This window comes from Dactylosporangium sp. NBC_01737 (assembly GCF_035963215.1).
Lineage (GTDB): Bacteria > Actinomycetota > Actinomycetes > Mycobacteriales > Micromonosporaceae > Dactylosporangium.
Map to the genome: position 1 here is coordinate 4,535,161 of NZ_CP109153.1, position 15,661 is coordinate 4,550,821.

Here is a 15,661-nt window from a genome sequence, read left to right on the forward strand (position 1 = left end):
TCACCGCTCCGTGCGGCCGCGCGGTGGTGCACCGGTCCGCGCGGCCGCATCGCCGCACCGCCGCCCGGCCGCGCGGCGCGGGTCGGGTCGTGGTGCTCAGGCCGGCTTGCTCAGGTCGGCTTGGTGGCGATGAAGATCGCCGTGCCGGGGAAGATCCGGCCGCGCAGCGGGCTCCACTGCCCCCATGTGCCCTTGTGGTCCTCGGGCCACTCCGGCTCGATGAGGTCGTCGAGCACGAAGCCGGCCGCGACGAGCTCGCGGATGCGGTCACCGAGGGTGCGGTGCTGCTCCACATAGGTCGGCACGTGCGCCTCGTCCTCCTCGACGTAGGCGCGGCGGTCGAAGTACGAGTGCACGGCGACCAGGCCGCCCTCGCCCGGGTCGTCGAGGAACACCCAGCGCATCGGATGGGTGATCGAGAACGCCCAGCGCCCGCCGGGCCGCAGGACCCGGAACACCTCACGCATGACCCGTCCCGAGTCGGCGACGAACGGCACGGCCCCGAATGCGGTGCACACGACGTCGAATACGCCGTCGGCGAACGGCAGGGCGGTCGCGTCGGCCTGCAGCAGCGGCACCGGTACGCCCGATCGGATGGTTCCGGCGCTCGCGTGGCGGAGCATCCCGGCGGAAAGGTCGCTGGCCACGACCCTCGCGCCCTGCGTGCGCAGCCAGCGGGAGCACGACGCGGCGCCGCAGCCGATCTCCAGGACGTCCTTGCCGGCGACGTCGCCGAGCAGGCGCGCGTCCGCCTCGCGCAGGCCCTCCGGGCACCAGACGAAGTCGACGTCACCGAGGAACGCGCCGTGTTCGGCCTGGTAGGCGTCGGCGTCAGCGTCCCACCAGCCCCGGCTCGCGCGGCGGCTCTCGGCCGGGTTCACTGCGCGTCGTGTGACGCCTGCGTCTGGTGACGTTTCCATGGACTGCAACGGTAGGCCCCGCAAAAGTCGGCGGATCGGGTCTGGGGGAGGGTTGGACCATGTGGTATTGCGCAGGGTAGGCTGATCGGTGCACTCGTGGGTTGTGCGCCTCGGCATGGAGCAGGCTCACGGTCGTCCGACACATCCTGAGCTTCCAATGCACTGATCCTGCACTGCGACAGGCGGGTTGTGCCCGACGATGATCCGCGGGAGCGCAGGTCCACCGAAGTCACCCACCGACCGGAGCAACAACCCACATGACGAGCAGCATCGAGGCCACCTCGAGCGCCAGCAGCAACAAGGTCGTCGACGAACTCGCGTCCGATGAGGCGTTCCTCGCCGCGATCGACGAGACCATCAAGTACTTCAACGACGGCGACATCGTCGAAGGCACCGTCGTCAAGGTCGACCGGGACGAGGTCCTGCTCGACATCGGCTACAAGACCGAGGGTGTCATCCCCTCGCGCGAGTTGTCGATCAAGCATGATGTCGACCCTGCTGAGGTCGTGTCGGTCGGTGACCACATCGAGGCCCTGGTCCTTCAGAAGGAGGACAAGGAAGGGCGCCTGATCCTCTCGAAGAAGCGCGCGCAGTACGAGCGGGCGTGGGGCACGATCGAGAAGATCAAGGAAGACGACGGGATCGTCCGCGGTTCCGTCATCGAGGTGGTCAAGGGTGGTCTCATCCTCGACATCGGACTCCGTGGCTTCCTGCCGGCGTCCCTGGTCGAGATGCGTCGGGTCCGCGACCTGCAGCCCTACGTGGGCCGCGAGCTCGAGGCGAAGATCATCGAGCTGGACAAGAACCGCAACAACGTGGTCCTGTCCCGCCGGGCCTACCTCGAGCAGACCCAGTCCGAGGTGCGCACCGAGTTCCTGCACAAGCTGCAGAAGGGCCAGGTCCGCAAGGGCGTCGTGTCCTCGATCGTCAACTTCGGTGCGTTCGTCGATCTCGGTGGCGTCGACGGCCTGGTGCACGTGTCCGAGCTGTCCTGGAAGCATATCGACCACCCCTCCGAGGTTGTCGAGGTCGGCCAGGAGGTCGAGGTCGAGGTGCTCGACGTCGACCTGGACCGTGAGCGCGTCTCCCTGTCGCTGAAGGCGACCCAGGAAGACCCGTGGCGCCAGTTCGCCCGCACCCACGCGATCCAGCAGATCGTCCCGGGCAAGGTCACCAAGCTCGTCCCGTTCGGCGCGTTCGTCCGCGTCGACGACGGCATCGAGGGCCTGGTGCACATCTCCGAGCTGGCCGAGCGCCACGTGGAGATCCCCGAGCAGGTCGTGCAGGTCGGCTCCGACGTCATGGTCAAGGTCATCGACATCGACCTCGAGCGTCGCCGGATCTCGCTCTCGCTCAAGCAGGCCAACGAGGGCTTCGTCGAGGGCGAGGAGCACTTCGACCCGACCCTCTACGGCATGTCGGCCACGTACGACGAGCAGGGCAACTACATCTACCCGGAGGGCTTCGACCCGGAGACCGCCGAGTGGATGCCGGGCTTCGAGAAGCAGCGTGAGGCGTGGGAGCAGCAGTACGCTGAGGCCCGCCAGCGCTGGGAGGCCCACACCAAGCAGGTGCAGACGGCCCGCCAGGCCGACGCCGCCGAGCCCGCCGCCGCAGCCGCGGCAGGTGGCTCGACGAGCAGCGGCCCGGTGACCTCGTCGACCCCGACCGCGGCCCGCGCCCCGGAGGAGCCGGCAGGCACCCTCGCAACGGACGAGGCCCTGGCCGCCCTGCGCGAGAAGCTGGCCGGCGGCAAGAGCTGACGGCTCGCACAACATAAGAAAGGCCCCGCAGCCACCCGGCTGCGGGGCCTCTCTTTGTGCCACGCTCCCGCGGCCCACACCCTCGCGGCCCACGATCTGGCCCGCACCGCTGAGGCCCGCGATGCGCGGCGTCGATGCCGCGTCGGCCGGAACGCGGTCGCCACCTGCCAGCACTGGTCATCTCGTCGGTCGGAACTGCGTCGTTCGGAACGGCGCGATCGGAGCTGCGTCGTTCCGAGCCGTGCGGTCGAAATGGCGCCACGGCTCTGGGAAACGTGGCCGACGTGCGCCTACTGGGCTCCAGGAAGAGACGGAGCGCCTCACCGACCTGCCTGCGCGCTCCAACGGCCGATTCGACCGGCCAGACACGTCGGCGCCGGGCCGCCAGGTCGGCACGCGGTTGAGCCGCCAGGCGGTTGGACCCAGGGGGCGCTGGACCGCGGTGCCGCGGGGGCCGGGTCGTGTCCGTGGGCCGCTGGCCTGCGGGGCCGCTGGACCGCCAGGTTGCTGGGCCCCGGGGGCTGCTGGCCTGCCGGGGCTGCTGGCCTGCCGGGACTGCTGGCTTGCTTGGCGGGGACTGCTGGGCCGCCGGGCCTCTGTGGCGCCGGGCGGCGGCGGTGCGGCTGCGGTGGCGCGCGTGGCCGAGTCGCCGGATCTGTGTGCGACGGTGATTCGGCACTCGGGCGGGTCGGTGGTGGGTTCGGTTCGGTGCTGAGCGGCACGCGGTCAGGATGGAGCGGGCGGTTGTCGAGTGCGGGGCAGCAGACTGGCGCGACGGCTGCGGCGCCGGTCGCCGATGCGCCGATCCGCGGCCGGTGCTGGTGGTGGCGCCCGTTGCGGACATGGCGATCCGTGACTGGCGGCGGCGACAGCGCCGGTCGTGGATGTGGTGATCCGCGGCTGGCGTTGGTGGTGGCGCCCGTTGCGGACATGGCGATTCGTGACTGGCGGCGGGGGCGCCGGTCACGGATGTGGTGGTCCGCGACGGGGTGGGCGGGTAGGTGTGGTTACTTGACGCCGGCTACGTCCATGGCGCGGAGTTCCTTCTTCAGGTCGGAGACCTCGTCGCGGAGGCGGGCGGCGAGCTCGAACTGCAGCTCGCGGGCGGCGCCGAGCATCTGGTCGTTGAGCTCCTGGATGAGGGAGGCGAGCTCGGCTCTGGCCATGCCGGCGCGGGCGGGGGTGGCGGCGCCGGCGGAGCCCTTGGTGCCGCCGCCCTTCTGGCGGGCGCGGGTGTTCTCGGGGGACTTGCCGCGGCTCATCTGGCGGCCGCCGCCGACGGTGATGGCGCCGCCCGGGCCGTGGCCGCTGACGGCGCCGGCGGTGTCCTCGGCCTCGCGGTAGATGTCGTCGAGGATGTCGCCGAGCTTCTTGCGCAGCGGCTGCGGGTCGATGCCGCGGGCGGTGTTGTACGCGATCTGCTTGTCGCGCCGGCGGTTGGTCTCGTCGATCGCGAGGGCCATCGACGGGGTCATCTTGTCGGCATACATGTGGACCTGGCCGGAGACGTTACGCGCGGCGCGGCCGATGGTCTGGATGAGGCTGGTGCCGGAGCGCAGGAAGCCCTCCTTGTCGGCGTCGAGGATCGCCACGAGACTCACCTCGGGCAGGTCGAGGCCCTCGCGGAGCAGGTTGATGCCGACGAGGACGTCGAACTCGCCGCGGCGCAGCTCGCGCAGCAGCTCGACCCGGCGCAGCGTGTCGACCTCGGAGTGCAGGTAGCGCACGCGGATGCCGTGCTCCAGCAGATAGTCGGTGAGGTCCTCGGCCATCTTCTTGGTCAGCGTCGTGACCAGGACCCGCTCGTCGAGGTCGACCCGCTGGTTGATCTCGTGCATGAGGTCGTCGATCTGGCCCTTGGTCGGCTTGAGGACGACCTGCGGGTCGACGAGGCCGGTCGGGCGGATGACCTGCTCGACGAACTCGCCCTGGGTGCGGCCCAGCTCCCACGGGCCCGGGGTGGCCGACAGGTAGACGGTCTGGCCGACCCGCTCCTCGAACTCGTCGAAGCGCAGCGGCCGGTTGTCCTGGGCGCTGGGCAGCCGGAACCCGTGCTCGACCAACGTCCGCTTCCGGGAGGCGTCGCCCTCATACATGCCGCCGATCTGCGGGACCGTGGCGTGCGACTCGTCGATGACGGTGAGGAAGTCGTCCGGGAAGTAGTCGAGCAGGCAGTGCGGCGGGCTGCCCGCCTCGCGGCCGTCGATGTGACGGGAGTAGTTCTCGATGCCGTTGCAGAAGCCGACCTGGCGCATCATCTCGATGTCATAGGTGGTGCGCATACGCAGGCGCTGCGCCTCCAGGAGCTTGCCCTCGCGGTCGAGCTCGGCGAGGCGCTCCTCCAGCTCGATCTCGATCTGCGAGATCGCCCGCTCCATGCGCTCGGGGCCACCGCCGTAGTGCGTCGCCGGGAAGATCATCAGCTGGTCGACCTGGCGGATCTCGTCGCCGGTCAGCGGGTGCAGGTAGGACAGGCGCTCGATCTCGTCGCCGAAGAACTCGATGCGGATCGCGAGCTCCTCATAGGCGGGGATGATCTCCAACGTGTCGCCGCGGACCCGGAATGTGCCACGGTTGAACGCGAGATCGTTGCGCGTGTACTGGATGTCGACCAGCCGGCGCAGCAGCTTGTCCCGCTCGAGCTCCTCGCCGACGGTCACCTTCGCGGCCCGGTCCAGATACTCCTCCGGCGTGCCCAGGCCGTAGATCGCGGACACGGTCGCCACGACGATCACGTCGCGGCGGGTCAGCAGGCTCATCGTCGCGGAGTGCCGCAGCCGCTCGACCTCCTCGTTGACCGACGAGTCCTTCTCGATGTAGGTGTCGGTCTGCGGGATGTAGGCCTCGGGCTGGTAATAGTCGTAGTAGCTGACGAAGTATTCGACCGCGTTGTTGGGCATGAGGTCGCGGAACTCCTTGGCCAGCTGCGCGGCCAGGGTCTTGTTGTGCGCGAGCACCAGCGTCGGGCGCTGGAGCCGCTCGACCAGCCATGCGGTCGTCGCGCTCTTGCCGGTGCCGGTCGCGCCCAGCAGCACCGTGTGCCGGTCGCCGGCCCGCACGCGACGCGCCAGCTGCTCGATGGCAGCGGGCTGGTCACCGGAGGGGACGTATTCGCTGACCACCTCGAAGCGGTTGTCCAAGCGGGGGATGTCGAGCGCCATGACCCAACCGTACGCGGAGGGTATGACAACTTTCGGGGTCCTCGCCCTGGGTGGTTGATCGTATTCAACATGACGATTGTGTGGGGAAGATCACCGGACTAACGTAGAGCCGTAGGCCGCTCGCGGCGGCCGACCGGAGAGCAGGCCGGCCACCACACGGTCGGCCCTCCCGGCGCCAGGTTGCAGCCCCGGCCCGTCACGGCCGGCGAGCGCACCATGGTGGGATCGCGCGTCACGCGCGACCGGCCGCCGCGAGCGCCCCTTTGCCCGAAAACGTCACAAACCCGGAAACCCGGAAACCCGGAACCAGGAACCAGGAACCAGGAGACCACGCAGCCCGGAAACGGCACGCAGCCCGGAAACGACACGCAGCCCGGAAACGGGCACGCAGCCGGACGCCAGGGCAGCCTGGAAGCGTCACGCGGTACCGGCTATCGTCGGCCAGGCCGCCGCGACCGCCGTGTCAAGATCCTCCGGGGAGCCGTCGTTGACGATGGCGACGTCCGCGACCTCCCGCCGCTGCTCATCGGTGGCCTGCGCGGCGATCCTCGCCTCCGCCTCCTGCGGCGTCATCCCGCGCAGCCGCACCAGCCGGTCCAGCCGGGTCGGGAGAGAGGCGAAGACGACGACCACCGTGTCGTACAGGCGGGACATCTGCTTCTCGACGATGAGCGGCACGTCGTTGACCACCACAGCGTCGCCGGGCGCGGCCGCGATCAGCTCGGCGGTCCGGGCCCGGACCAGCGGGTGCACGATGCCCTCGAGGGTGGCGCGGGCCGCGTCGTCGCCGAAGATCCGCGCCGCCATCGCGGCACGGTCGAGCGCGCCGTCCGCGGTGAGCACGCCGTCGCCGAACGCCTCGACGACCGCGGCCAGCCCGGGCGTGCCCGGCTCCACGACCTCGCGAGCCAGCCGGTCCGCGTCGATGATCACAGCGCCGAGCGCGGCCAGCCGAGCCGCCACGGCACTCTTGCCGGCACCGATGCCACCGGTCAGGCCCACCATCCTCATCGCGCCATCACATCACTGCCCCGTGGGCAGCGCCGCAGCGGACGCCGGAAAGGTGACCTCCCGGCGTGTGATCGCAACAAGCGGCAATTGTAGAGATAACGTCCGTCCCGGGGAATACTTCCCGGGGGCGAACGTAACGGGGCGAACGTGACACAGGGGCGACACTGCATCGGCCGGCCGGGCCTCGGGCGCCGTGACATCACCATGATCCTGGCGGCCGTCGACGTCACCGAACGCCGGCCACGGCACCGCCGCGGGCGTTCCGTGCGCCGCTCGACGACCGAGGCCGCCGGCATCTTCGCCGCCGCCGCGGTGCTGGCGATGCTCGCGGTCAGCGGCTGGTACACGGCCTCCGGCGCCACCGCCGTCGTGCAGATGCTGGCCCGTTGACCAGGCAGGCACCCAAAGGCTGAGCCATCGGCCGTGGCGCGAGGCGCAGGGTGTCAGCGATACTCTGCCGGGCGAGTGCACGAGTGCCGTGCGCAAGTGCACGAACTGCACCGACGCCAGGACCAGAAGGACACGCTGCATGGAGCCGGGACACCCCCCACGGCAGGATCCACCGACGGAGCCGAGCCACGACCAGGTCAACGGGTCGCCACCGCGGCCCGGCAGCCGGCGTGGCTGGATGTCGGATTCGCCGCTCGACGGCGGCTCCGGCTGGCCGACGTCGGCGTACGCGATCGTCCCCCGCCAGGCGACCCCGCAGTCCCAGCCCCAGAGCACGACGTCGCAGAGCAGCACGGCCAAGGACACGGCACAGGACCAGAGCGGGGCACATCAGGTACCGCAGCAAAACGGACAACAGGTCAGGCATGAGACGACCGAGCACGCCGACGCCGAACCACCCCGCGACCCGCAGCACCGTCGCCGGCGGATCACCCTGCTGGTCATCGCCCTGATCGTGCTCGTGGTCGCGGCCGTCGGCGGCGTGCTGGCCGCCCGCGGCTCCGGCGCCGGCACCGAGGAGCCGGCAGGCGAGAGGCGCGCCGTGACCGGCCCGGCGCCGGCGACCACCGCCGGCACCGTTGCCGGCGCCACCGCGGGCGCGAGCGGCGGCCCCGGCCTCGACGCCAGCGGATCGCCGTTGCCGGGCGGCAGTGGCAGCCCGGACCCGAGCTCCGTGGTGACCAGCCAGGTCCCGCAGGGCACGGTCACCGACGTGCTGCGGGCCGGCGCCGTGCGCATGACCGTCCTGGCGGGGCAGCCCGACGAGACCTTCGACTTCGATGCCGGCGCCAAGCAGGCGGTGGGCGCCGACGTGGCCGCGGGCGCGCTCGGCCTGACCGCGCTGGGCGGTGCGGCCTTCGCCCCCGTCCTGCAGGCGCCGACGCTCGCCGCGTGCTCCGCGGTCCCGGCCGCGCAGTGGAGCGACCGGGTCCTGCTCACCGCGCTGCTGCCCACCGCGAAGGTGTGCATCCGCACCGGCGAGCAGCGCTTCGGCTGGTTCAGCCCCCGCTCCGGCGACGCCGTGATCAGCGGGCAGCTCTACACCACGTACCTCGACTTCACGGTGTGGAAGAAGACCGGAGACTGACCGCTCAGGCCGGCACGTCGGTGAAGTGCTCGACCCTCGGTGCGCCGTCGAAGAACGGGCCGAGCAGCGCGCGCCACTGCGTGAACCGGTCGGTGGCGCGGAAGTTGTCCAGGTGCGCGTCGACCGAGTCCCACTCCACCAGCAGCACGAACCGGCTCGCCGACTCGACGCCGCGCGTCATGCGCACCGACCGGCAGCCGGGGGTGGTCGCCAGCAGCGTGTGCCCCTTGCGGTAGGCGGCGGAGAACTCTTCCTCGCGACCCGCGAGCACGTCGATGAGCGCAACTTCCAAGACCATCCGGAAAGGGTAAAGGACATCGTGCTCGACTGGTTCACATCCGCCGCCTTCCATGCTTTCGGAGCCCCGACCACGTGGGCGGAGCTGCTGGGTTTCCTGACCGGTGTCGTCACGGTCTGGCTGGTGGTGCGCCAGCACATCGCGAACTGGCCTGTCGGCATCGCCAACGTGCTGCTGCTCATGGTCGTGTTCTGGCACGTCGGCCTGTATGGCGACGCCTGGCTTCAGGTGGTCTATGTGGTGCTCGGCGCCTACGGCTGGTGGCGGTGGCGTCCCGGTGCCACGACGGTAGTGCGGCGCACGAGCGGTGTCGAATGGGGTGCACTCGCCGTCGCTGGATCCTTGCTCACCGTGATTCTGTGGTGGTATCTCGACCGGTTCACCAGTTCCACCGTGCCGCTGCCGGACGCCGCGACGACCGCGGTCTCGCTGCTGGCGACCTACGGCCAGACCCGCCGGCTGGTGGAGAGCTGGTGGCTGTGGATCGCCGTCGACGTCGTGTACGTGCCGCTCTACGGCTACAAGGACCTCTGGCTCACCGCGGTGCTGTACCTCGTCTTCCTCGCCCTCTGCGTCCTGGGCCTGCGTGCCTGGCGGGAGGCCCTGGCCCGGCAGCCGCAACCGGTGCCGGCATGACGCACGGGCTCGTCGTCGGCAAGTTCTACCCGCCGCACGCCGGACACCACCACCTCATCGACACCGCTGCCCGGGCATGCGACCGGGTCACCGTCGTCGTCGCACCGTCCAGCGCCGAGTCCATTCCCCTCGACGCCCGCCTCGCGTGGCTGCGCGAGGTGCACGCCGCCAGCCCGCACGTGCGCTTCGCCGGTGTCTACTGCGACCTGCCGATCGACTACGACGACCCCGACATCTGGCAGGCGCACTACGAGGTCTTCCGCGGGGCCGTCGGCCCGTCACAGGTCGATGTGGTCTTTTCCTCCGAGGTGTACGGGGATGAGCTCGCCCGCCGGTTCGACGCCCGGCACGTGGCGGTCGACCCGGGACGGGTCGGTGTGCCGGTCTCGGGCACGGCCGTGCGCGCGGATCCCGTGGCGCACTGGGCGTTCCTGGCGCCGCCGGTGCGCGCCTGGCTGGCCCGCCGGGTGGTCGTCGTCGGCGCCGAGTCGACCGGCACCACGACCATGGCGCGTGCGCTCGCCGCCCAGTTCCGGCTGCGTGGCGGGGCGTTCGCCGGCACGCGGTGGGTCCCCGAGTACGGCCGGACCCTGACCGGACACAAGATGGCCGCGGGCGTCAAGGTCGAGGACCTCGTCTGGGACCGTGAGGACTTCCTGACCGTCGTGCGCGAGCAGAACGCCGCCGAGGACGCCGCAGCACGGGCCGGCGGGCCGCTGCTGATCTGCGACACCGACGCGTTCGCCACCGCGATCTGGGAGGAGCGCTACCTCGGCTCCGCCTCGCCGCAGGTCCGTGCCGCCGCCCGCGAGCCCGCCCTGTACCTGCTGACTCCCGATGACGACGTGCCGTTCGAGGACGACGGGATGCGCGACGGTGAACATCTGCGCGCGTGGATGACCGGCCGGTTCCGTGACGAGCTCGCCGTCGGCCGGGTGCCGTGGATCGAGCTGACCGGTCCGTACCGGGAGCGGCTGCGTACCGCGCTCGCGGCCTGCGACGACGTGCTCGCGCGAGGCTGGCACTTCGCGGCGCCGCAACTGCCGCGCGGGGCGGCGGACCAGGTGTGAGGGCGGCCGCCGGGAATTGTCGGTGGGTGCTGTTAAGGTCCGGCGCATGAGGCACATCACGACGTTCGCCGGGCTTCCGGTGATCGAGTTCGGGCCCGGCGTCGTCGACAAGCTGGACGTCGCGGGGACCCCTCGCAGCGCCGTCGCCTGGCGGATCTCGGCGGAATACGAGGACAGTGAGGAGGCGTTCCGGGCCCTCCTCGACCGGTGCCTCGACGTCGTCGGCGGTGAGTCCGTCCACGCGCTCGTCATCGGCGAGTGGGGCGAGGCGTATGACACGCCACCGCCGCTGCACCTGCTCATCGCCGCCCGCGCGCGGCTGCCGCACCTGCGGGCGCTGTTCCTCGGCGAGATGACCGGCGAGGAGTGCGAGATCTCCTGGATCAACCACACCGACGTGGCGCCGCTGCTCGCCGCGTTCCCCGGTCTGGAGATCCTGCGCATTCGCGGTGCCGAGGGGCTGCAGCTGTCCCCGGTGCGGCACATGCGCCTGCGCGAGCTGGCGGTGGAGAGCGGCGGGCTGCCCGCCGGCGTGGTGCGCGGCATCACCGACTCGCACCTGCCGGCCCTGACCGACCTGGAGCTGTGGCTCGGCGTCAGCCAATACGGCGGCGACGTGACGGTGGAGGACCTGGCCCCGGTGTTCAGCGGTGCCGGCGTGCCGCAGCTGCGCCGGCTCGCCCTGCGCAACGCCGAGATCGCCGACCAGGTCGCGGCCGCCCTCGCCGGCGCGCCCGTCGTGCCCCGCCTCGAAACGCTCGACCTGTCCCTGGGCATCCTGTCCGACCGGGGCGCGGAGGCGCTGCTGCTCGGCCAGCCGCTGACCCACCTGCGCCGGCTCGACCTGTCCCACCACTTCATCTCGGCCGAGCTGGCCGACCGGCTCCGGGCCGAGCTGCCCGGCGTCGACGTCGACCTGTCCGACCAGCAGGAGGAGGACGACGGCGAGCGCTACACGGCAGTGTCGGAATGACCGCCGTCACCGTCGTCGGCATCCCCGGCCACCGGCGGGTCCGGCTGTTCCGCGACGCGGCCGTCGCCGCGGGCCTGCCCGAGCCGGCCGTCGTGAGCTGGCGTGACGTCTGCGCCGGCGACTTCGCTCTCAGCGGTGACTGGGTGCGGCTGGAGTCGCCGGGTGAGGACGCCGAGACCGACCGGCTGCTGCGGGGGGCCGCCACGCCGGCGGCGCACGGTGAGATCGTCGGGCTCGCCGCCTGGCACCGCGGTCTCGTCGCCGCGGCCCGCCGGGTCGAGGCCCGCGGGGTGCCGCTGCTGACCGCGGTCGACGAGCTCGACGTCATGTTCGACAAGCGCCGCTGCCATGCGCTGCTGCGGTCCCGGGGCGTGGCCGTGCCCGAGGCGTTCACGGCGGACGGCTATCAGCAGATCCGGGACAGGGGCCGGCAGCAGGGCTGGCGGCGGGTGTTCGTCAAGCCGCCGCACGGGTCGTCGGCGTCGGGGGTCGTCGCGCTCGCGTTCGGCGGGACCCGGGGACCGGGGCGGGTCAGCGCCTACACGTCCGCGGTCCTGGACGGCGACCGGCTCTTCAACGAGCTGCGGGTCCGCCACTACACCGACGAGCGGACCGTCGCCGCGATCATCGACCGGCTCGCCGCCGACGGCCGGCACGCCGGAGGAGGCCCGCCTTTGGCGGAAGGGCCGCACGCGGCGGACGGCCCGCACTCCGTGGATGGCCCGCACTCCGTGGATGGCCCGCACGCCGGCGGTGGGCTGCATGTGGAGCGGTGGCTGCCGAAGGCGTCCCACGACGGCCTGGTCTTGGACCTGCGGGTGCTCGTCGTCGCCGGTCGTGTCAGCCACGTCGTCGTGCGCACCGGCCGGTCCCCGATGACCAACCTGCACCTCGGCAACGCCCGCGGTGACCTGCCCGGCGTCCGCGCGGCCGCCGGTGAGGAGCACTGGGCGGCCGCGATGCGCACCTGCGAGGCGGCCGCCGCCTGCTTCCCCGGCAGCCTGCACGTCGGCGTGGACCTGATGTTCGGCCGGGGCTACGGCACCCACGCGGTCGCGGAGGTCAACGCCTTCGGCGACCTGCTGCCGGGGCTGCTCGCGGGCGGCCGGGACACGTACGCCGCGGAGATCGACGCGCTGCTGACGGGCCGCTTCACGGCCGCGGCGCCCAGCCGCGACGGCGTGCTGGCGGGCGCACCGTGAAGGCGCTCATCGGCAGCCACGACCTGCTTTTCGTCACGCTCGACACGCTACGCCACGACGTCGCCGCCGGGCAGCTCGCGGCGGGGCGCACCCCCAACCTCGCGAGAGTGCTGCCCGGTGGGGTGTGGCAGCGGCGGCACACGCCGGCGTCGTTCACGTATGCGGCGCACCACGCGTTCTTCGGCGGGTTCCTGCCCACGCCGGTGACGCCGGGTCCGCACGAGCGGCCGTTCGCGGCCAGGTTCCCGGGCAGCACCACAGTCGGCGGGGACACCTGGGAGTTCGACGCCGCCGACGTCGTCACCGGGCTGCGCGCGGCCGGCTATCACACGATCTGCATCGGCGGCGTCGGCTTCTTCGCGATGACCTCGGCGCAGGGCGGGGTGCTGCCCGCGCTGTTCGACGAGGCGCACTGGACCCGCGAGTTCGGCGTCACCAACCCGGCCTGCTTCGAGGCGCAGCTCGACCGGCTCAAGGCCGTGCTGCACGAGGACAGGCATGGCGGCGGGCCGCTGTTCACGTTCGTCAACGTCGCCGCCATGCACCAGCCCAACCGGCACTACCTGCCCGGCGCCGCGCAGGACACGGTCGCGTCGCACGGCGCGGCCCTGGCGTATGTCGACCGGCACCTGCCGGCGCTCTTCGCCCTCGTCACGTCCCGCGGCCGGCCCTGCCACGTGATCATGTGCAGCGACCACGGCACCGCCTACGGCGAGGACGGGCACACCGGGCACCGCCTCGCGCACGAGGTCGTGTGGACCGTGCCGTATGCCGAGTTCACCCTCGAGCCGGGGGAGTGGTGATGCTCGGCTCCCCGTATCAGGGCTACCTGTATGCGTATCCGCACAAGACGGCGTACCGGCCGCTGCGGCCCCGCCCGAAGCTCGCCGACGTGTGGGCGGCCGAGCCGACGGACGCGCTGTTCCTCTACGTCCACGTGCCGTTCTGCGAGATGCGGTGCGGGTTCTGCAACCTCTTCACCCGCGCGAGGCCGCCCTCCGACCAGGTCACCGCCTACCTCGACCAGCTGGGCAGGCAGGCGGAGCGGGTCGCCGCCGCGGTGCCGGCCGCGACGTACGCCCGGGCCGCGATCGGCGGCGGCACCCCGACGTATCTGACCGCGGCCGAGCTGACCCGGCTCTTCGACGGCGTCGAGCGGGCCACGGGCGCGGACCTGCGGGCCGTGCCGATGTCGGTCGAGACGTCACCGGCGACCGCGACCGCCGACCGGCTCGCGGTGCTGCTCGACCGGGGCACGACCAGGGTCAGCATCGGGGTGCAGAGCTTCCTCGACGCCGAGGCGCACGCCGCCGGTCGCCCGCAGCACCGCGCCGAGGTCGACCTGGCGCTGGACACGATCCGCGCCGCGGGCCCGGCCGAGCTCAACATCGACCTCATCTACGGCATCCCCGGCCAGACCGTCGACACCTGGACCGCTTCGCTGTCCACCGCCCTGACGTGGCGGCCGGAGGAGCTGTACCTGTACCCGCTGTACGTGCGCCCGATGACCGGCCTGGGGCGGCGGGCGCCCGGCACGCCCGACCCGGAATGGGACGCGCAGCGCCTCGGGCTGTACCGGCACGCCGTGGACCTGCTCGCCGCCGCCGGCTACGAGCAGCAGTCGATGCGCGCATTCCGCCGCCGCGACGCGCCACCGGTCGAGGGCGTTGCCGGGGGTGCGGTCGGGGGTGCGGTCGGGGGCGCCGCCGCAGGCAGGGACAGCGCCGGCGGCACCGGCTACTGCTGCCAGGACGACGGGATGGTCGGGCTGGGGTGCGGGGCGAGGTCGTACACGTCGAGGTTGCACTACTCGTTCGACTACGCGGTGAGCGTGCGGCAGGTGCGGGGCATCATCGAGGACTACCTGGCGCGGCCGGCGGAGGACTTCGACGTCGCCGAGGTCGGGTTCGTGCTCGACGGCACTGAGCAGCGCCGCCGCTGGCTGCTCAAGTCGCTGCTGCGGGCGCCGGGGGTCGTGCCCGCCGACTACCTGGCGCGCTTCGGCACCGACGTCGACGACGACTTCCCGGCGCTGCGCCTGCTCCGCGAGACCGGTCACGTCGACGGGCACCGGCTCACGGCGGAGGGCCTCGCGCACTCCGACGCGATCGGGCCGTGGCTCACCTCCGACGGCGTCCGCGCCGCCATGGCCGGGCACGTGCCGCGATGAGGATTCTCTACCGCGGCCCGCTGGCGAGCTGCAACTACGACTGCCCGTACTGCCCGTTCGCGAAGCGGCGCGACCCGCCCGGCCTGCTGCGCGCCGACCGCGCCGCGCTGGATCGGTTCGTGGGCTGGGTCGAGGCGGGCCGGACCGCCGGGGGGCCGGAAGGTGGTGGGCCGCATGCCGGTGAGCCGGTCGAGGTGCTGTTCACGCCGTGGGGTGAGGGGCTGACCCGGTCCTGGTACCGCGACGCGCTCGTGCGCCTGTCGCACCTGCCGCACGTGCGGCGCGCCGCGATCCAGACGAACCTCGCCGGCCGGCTCGGCTGGGTCGCCGATGCGGACCCGGACACCTTGGCGCTGTGGTGCACGTTCCACCCCGGGCAGGTCGCCCTGGAGCGGTTCCTGCGGCAGTCGGCGACGCTGCACCGGCACGGGATCCGGCACTCGGTCGGCGTCGTCGGCCTGCCGGGGCACCTGGCGGCCGCCGTCGCGCTGCGCTCGGCGCTGCCCGGCGACGTGTACCTGTGGGTCAACGCCGCCGACGGTCACACGTACTCCGCTGCGGAGGAGGCGGCGTGGACGGCGATCGACCCGCTGTTCGGCTACAGCGTCCGGCCGCACCGGTCGCTGGGGCGGGCCTGCCGCACCGGCGACGAGGTGATCTCGGTGCTCGGCGACGGGACGGTCCGCCGTTGCCACTTCGTGCCCGAGCCGCTCGGCAACCTGTACGACGGGACCTGGCGGCGCACCGCGCGACCGTGCCCGAAGGGTGAGTGTGACTGCCACATCGGCTACGTCCATCTGCGGACGCTGCCGCTGTATGACGTGTTCGACGGCGGGGTGCTCGAACGCGTCCCGCACGAACTGCCCCTGTGGTCCGTGCCGCAGGCGGCGCTGGCGGAGACGGCGACGGGGGCCGCGTAG

Annotated in this window: 13 protein-coding genes and 1 pseudogene; 10 read left to right on the top strand and 4 right to left on the bottom strand. The window is 72.1% G+C overall.

Annotated elements, in window-relative coordinates; translation table 11 throughout:
* Window positions 1-110: 110 nt before the first annotated feature.
* Window positions 111-920 carry a class I SAM-dependent methyltransferase gene (locus OHA72_RS20655; protein WP_327009434.1) on the bottom strand — a complete coding sequence of 270 codons (810 nt, stop codon included), beginning with the start codon at window positions 918-920 and terminating at the stop codon, window positions 111-113.
* Window positions 921-1,177: 257 nt separating this feature from the next.
* On the opposite strand from OHA72_RS20655, the gene rpsA reads away from it, so the two are divergent.
* Window positions 1,178-2,683: a 30S ribosomal protein S1 gene (gene rpsA, locus OHA72_RS20660; protein WP_033356766.1), complete on the top strand. Its 1,506-nt coding sequence runs from the start codon at window positions 1,178-1,180 to the stop codon at window positions 2,681-2,683.
* A 1,007-nt stretch (window positions 2,684-3,690) separates the two neighbouring features.
* Here rpsA and uvrB read toward each other — a convergent pair.
* Both uvrB and coaE read right to left on the bottom strand, forming a co-directional pair.
* The gene (gene uvrB, locus OHA72_RS20665) at window positions 3,691-5,844 is read right to left on the bottom strand and encodes an excinuclease ABC subunit UvrB (protein WP_327009435.1); all 2,154 of its coding nucleotides are present in this window, start codon (window positions 5,842-5,844) and stop codon (window positions 3,691-3,693) included.
* Window positions 5,845-6,285: 441 nt separating this feature from the next.
* A pseudogene (coaE, locus tag OHA72_RS20670) lies at window positions 6,286-6,855 on the bottom strand (dephospho-CoA kinase); the annotation flags it as partial.
* Between the two features lie 147 nt (window positions 6,856-7,002).
* Here coaE and OHA72_RS20675 point away from each other — a divergent pair.
* Together OHA72_RS20675 and OHA72_RS20680 are read left to right on the top strand one after the other, a co-directional pair.
* Window positions 7,003-7,245, top strand: a complete 243-nt coding sequence (locus OHA72_RS20675; RefSeq protein ID WP_327009436.1) for a hypothetical protein — start codon at window positions 7,003-7,005, stop codon at window positions 7,243-7,245.
* Window positions 7,246-7,483: 238 nt separating this feature from the next.
* Window positions 7,484-8,392: a hypothetical protein gene (locus tag OHA72_RS20680; RefSeq protein WP_327009437.1), complete on the top strand. Its 909-nt coding sequence runs from the start codon at window positions 7,484-7,486 to the stop codon at window positions 8,390-8,392.
* A gap of 4 nt (window positions 8,393-8,396) precedes the next feature.
* Here the strand turns inward: OHA72_RS20680 and OHA72_RS20685 are convergent, their stop codons facing one another.
* The gene (locus tag OHA72_RS20685; RefSeq protein WP_327009438.1) at window positions 8,397-8,690 is read right to left on the bottom strand and encodes an antibiotic biosynthesis monooxygenase family protein; all 294 of its coding nucleotides are present in this window, start codon (window positions 8,688-8,690) and stop codon (window positions 8,397-8,399) included.
* 21 nt (window positions 8,691-8,711) lie between these two features.
* Here OHA72_RS20685 and pnuC point away from each other — a divergent pair, with 21 nt between their 5' ends.
* The 7 genes from pnuC to OHA72_RS20720 are packed head-to-tail and all read left to right on the top strand — an operon-like array spanning window position 8,712 to window position 15,661.
* The gene (gene pnuC / locus OHA72_RS20690) at window positions 8,712-9,326 is read left to right on the top strand and encodes a nicotinamide riboside transporter PnuC (protein WP_327009439.1); all 615 of its coding nucleotides are present in this window, start codon (window positions 8,712-8,714) and stop codon (window positions 9,324-9,326) included.
* A complete protein-coding gene (locus tag OHA72_RS20695) occupies window positions 9,323-10,396 on the top strand; it encodes an AAA family ATPase (RefSeq protein WP_327009440.1) in 1,074 nt (357 codons plus the stop codon). The genes pnuC and OHA72_RS20695 overlap by 4 nt, the downstream gene beginning before the upstream one ends.
* A 46-nt stretch (window positions 10,397-10,442) precedes the next feature.
* Complete coding sequence (locus OHA72_RS20700) at window positions 10,443-11,369, top strand: STM4015 family protein (protein WP_327009441.1); 927 nt, start codon at window positions 10,443-10,445, stop codon at window positions 11,367-11,369.
* Window positions 11,366-12,571, top strand: coding sequence for an STM4014 family protein (locus OHA72_RS20705; protein ID WP_327009442.1), 1,206 nt, complete (start codon window positions 11,366-11,368; stop codon window positions 12,569-12,571). The genes OHA72_RS20700 and OHA72_RS20705 overlap by 4 nt, the downstream gene beginning before the upstream one ends.
* Window positions 12,568-13,374: an STM4013/SEN3800 family hydrolase gene (locus OHA72_RS20710; protein WP_327009443.1), complete on the top strand. Its 807-nt coding sequence runs from the start codon at window positions 12,568-12,570 to the stop codon at window positions 13,372-13,374. The genes OHA72_RS20705 and OHA72_RS20710 overlap by 4 nt, the downstream gene beginning before the upstream one ends.
* A complete protein-coding gene (locus OHA72_RS20715) occupies window positions 13,374-14,741 on the top strand; it encodes an STM4012 family radical SAM protein (protein ID WP_327009444.1) in 1,368 nt (455 codons plus the stop codon). Before OHA72_RS20710 ends, OHA72_RS20715 begins: the two co-directional genes overlap by 1 nt.
* Window positions 14,738-15,661 carry an STM4011 family radical SAM protein gene (locus OHA72_RS20720; RefSeq protein ID WP_327009445.1) on the top strand — a complete coding sequence of 308 codons (924 nt, stop codon included), beginning with the start codon at window positions 14,738-14,740 and terminating at the stop codon, window positions 15,659-15,661. The genes OHA72_RS20715 and OHA72_RS20720 overlap by 4 nt, the downstream gene beginning before the upstream one ends.

Coding starts and splice junctions, on each gene's coding strand:
- OHA72_RS20715 (WP_327009444.1), top strand. CDS start 13,374: ATGCTCGGCTCCCCGTATCAGGGCTACCTGTATGCGTATCCGCACAAG.
- OHA72_RS20705 (WP_327009442.1), top strand. CDS start 11,366: ATGACCGCCGTCACCGTCGTCGGCATCCCCGGCCACCGGCGGGTCCGG.
- OHA72_RS20720 (WP_327009445.1), top strand. CDS start 14,738: ATGAGGATTCTCTACCGCGGCCCGCTGGCGAGCTGCAACTACGACTGC.
- OHA72_RS20685 (WP_327009438.1), bottom strand. CDS start 8,690: ATGGTCTTGGAAGTTGCGCTCATCGACGTGCTCGCGGGTCGCGAGGAA.
- rpsA (WP_033356766.1), top strand. CDS start 1,178: ATGACGAGCAGCATCGAGGCCACCTCGAGCGCCAGCAGCAACAAGGTC.
- OHA72_RS20655 (WP_327009434.1), bottom strand. CDS start 920: ATGGAAACGTCACCAGACGCAGGCGTCACACGACGCGCAGTGAACCCG.
- OHA72_RS20695 (WP_327009440.1), top strand. CDS start 9,323: ATGACGCACGGGCTCGTCGTCGGCAAGTTCTACCCGCCGCACGCCGGA.
- OHA72_RS20680 (WP_327009437.1), top strand. CDS start 7,484: ATGTCGGATTCGCCGCTCGACGGCGGCTCCGGCTGGCCGACGTCGGCG.
- OHA72_RS20700 (WP_327009441.1), top strand. CDS start 10,443: ATGAGGCACATCACGACGTTCGCCGGGCTTCCGGTGATCGAGTTCGGG.
- uvrB (WP_327009435.1), bottom strand. CDS start 5,844: ATGGCGCTCGACATCCCCCGCTTGGACAACCGCTTCGAGGTGGTCAGC.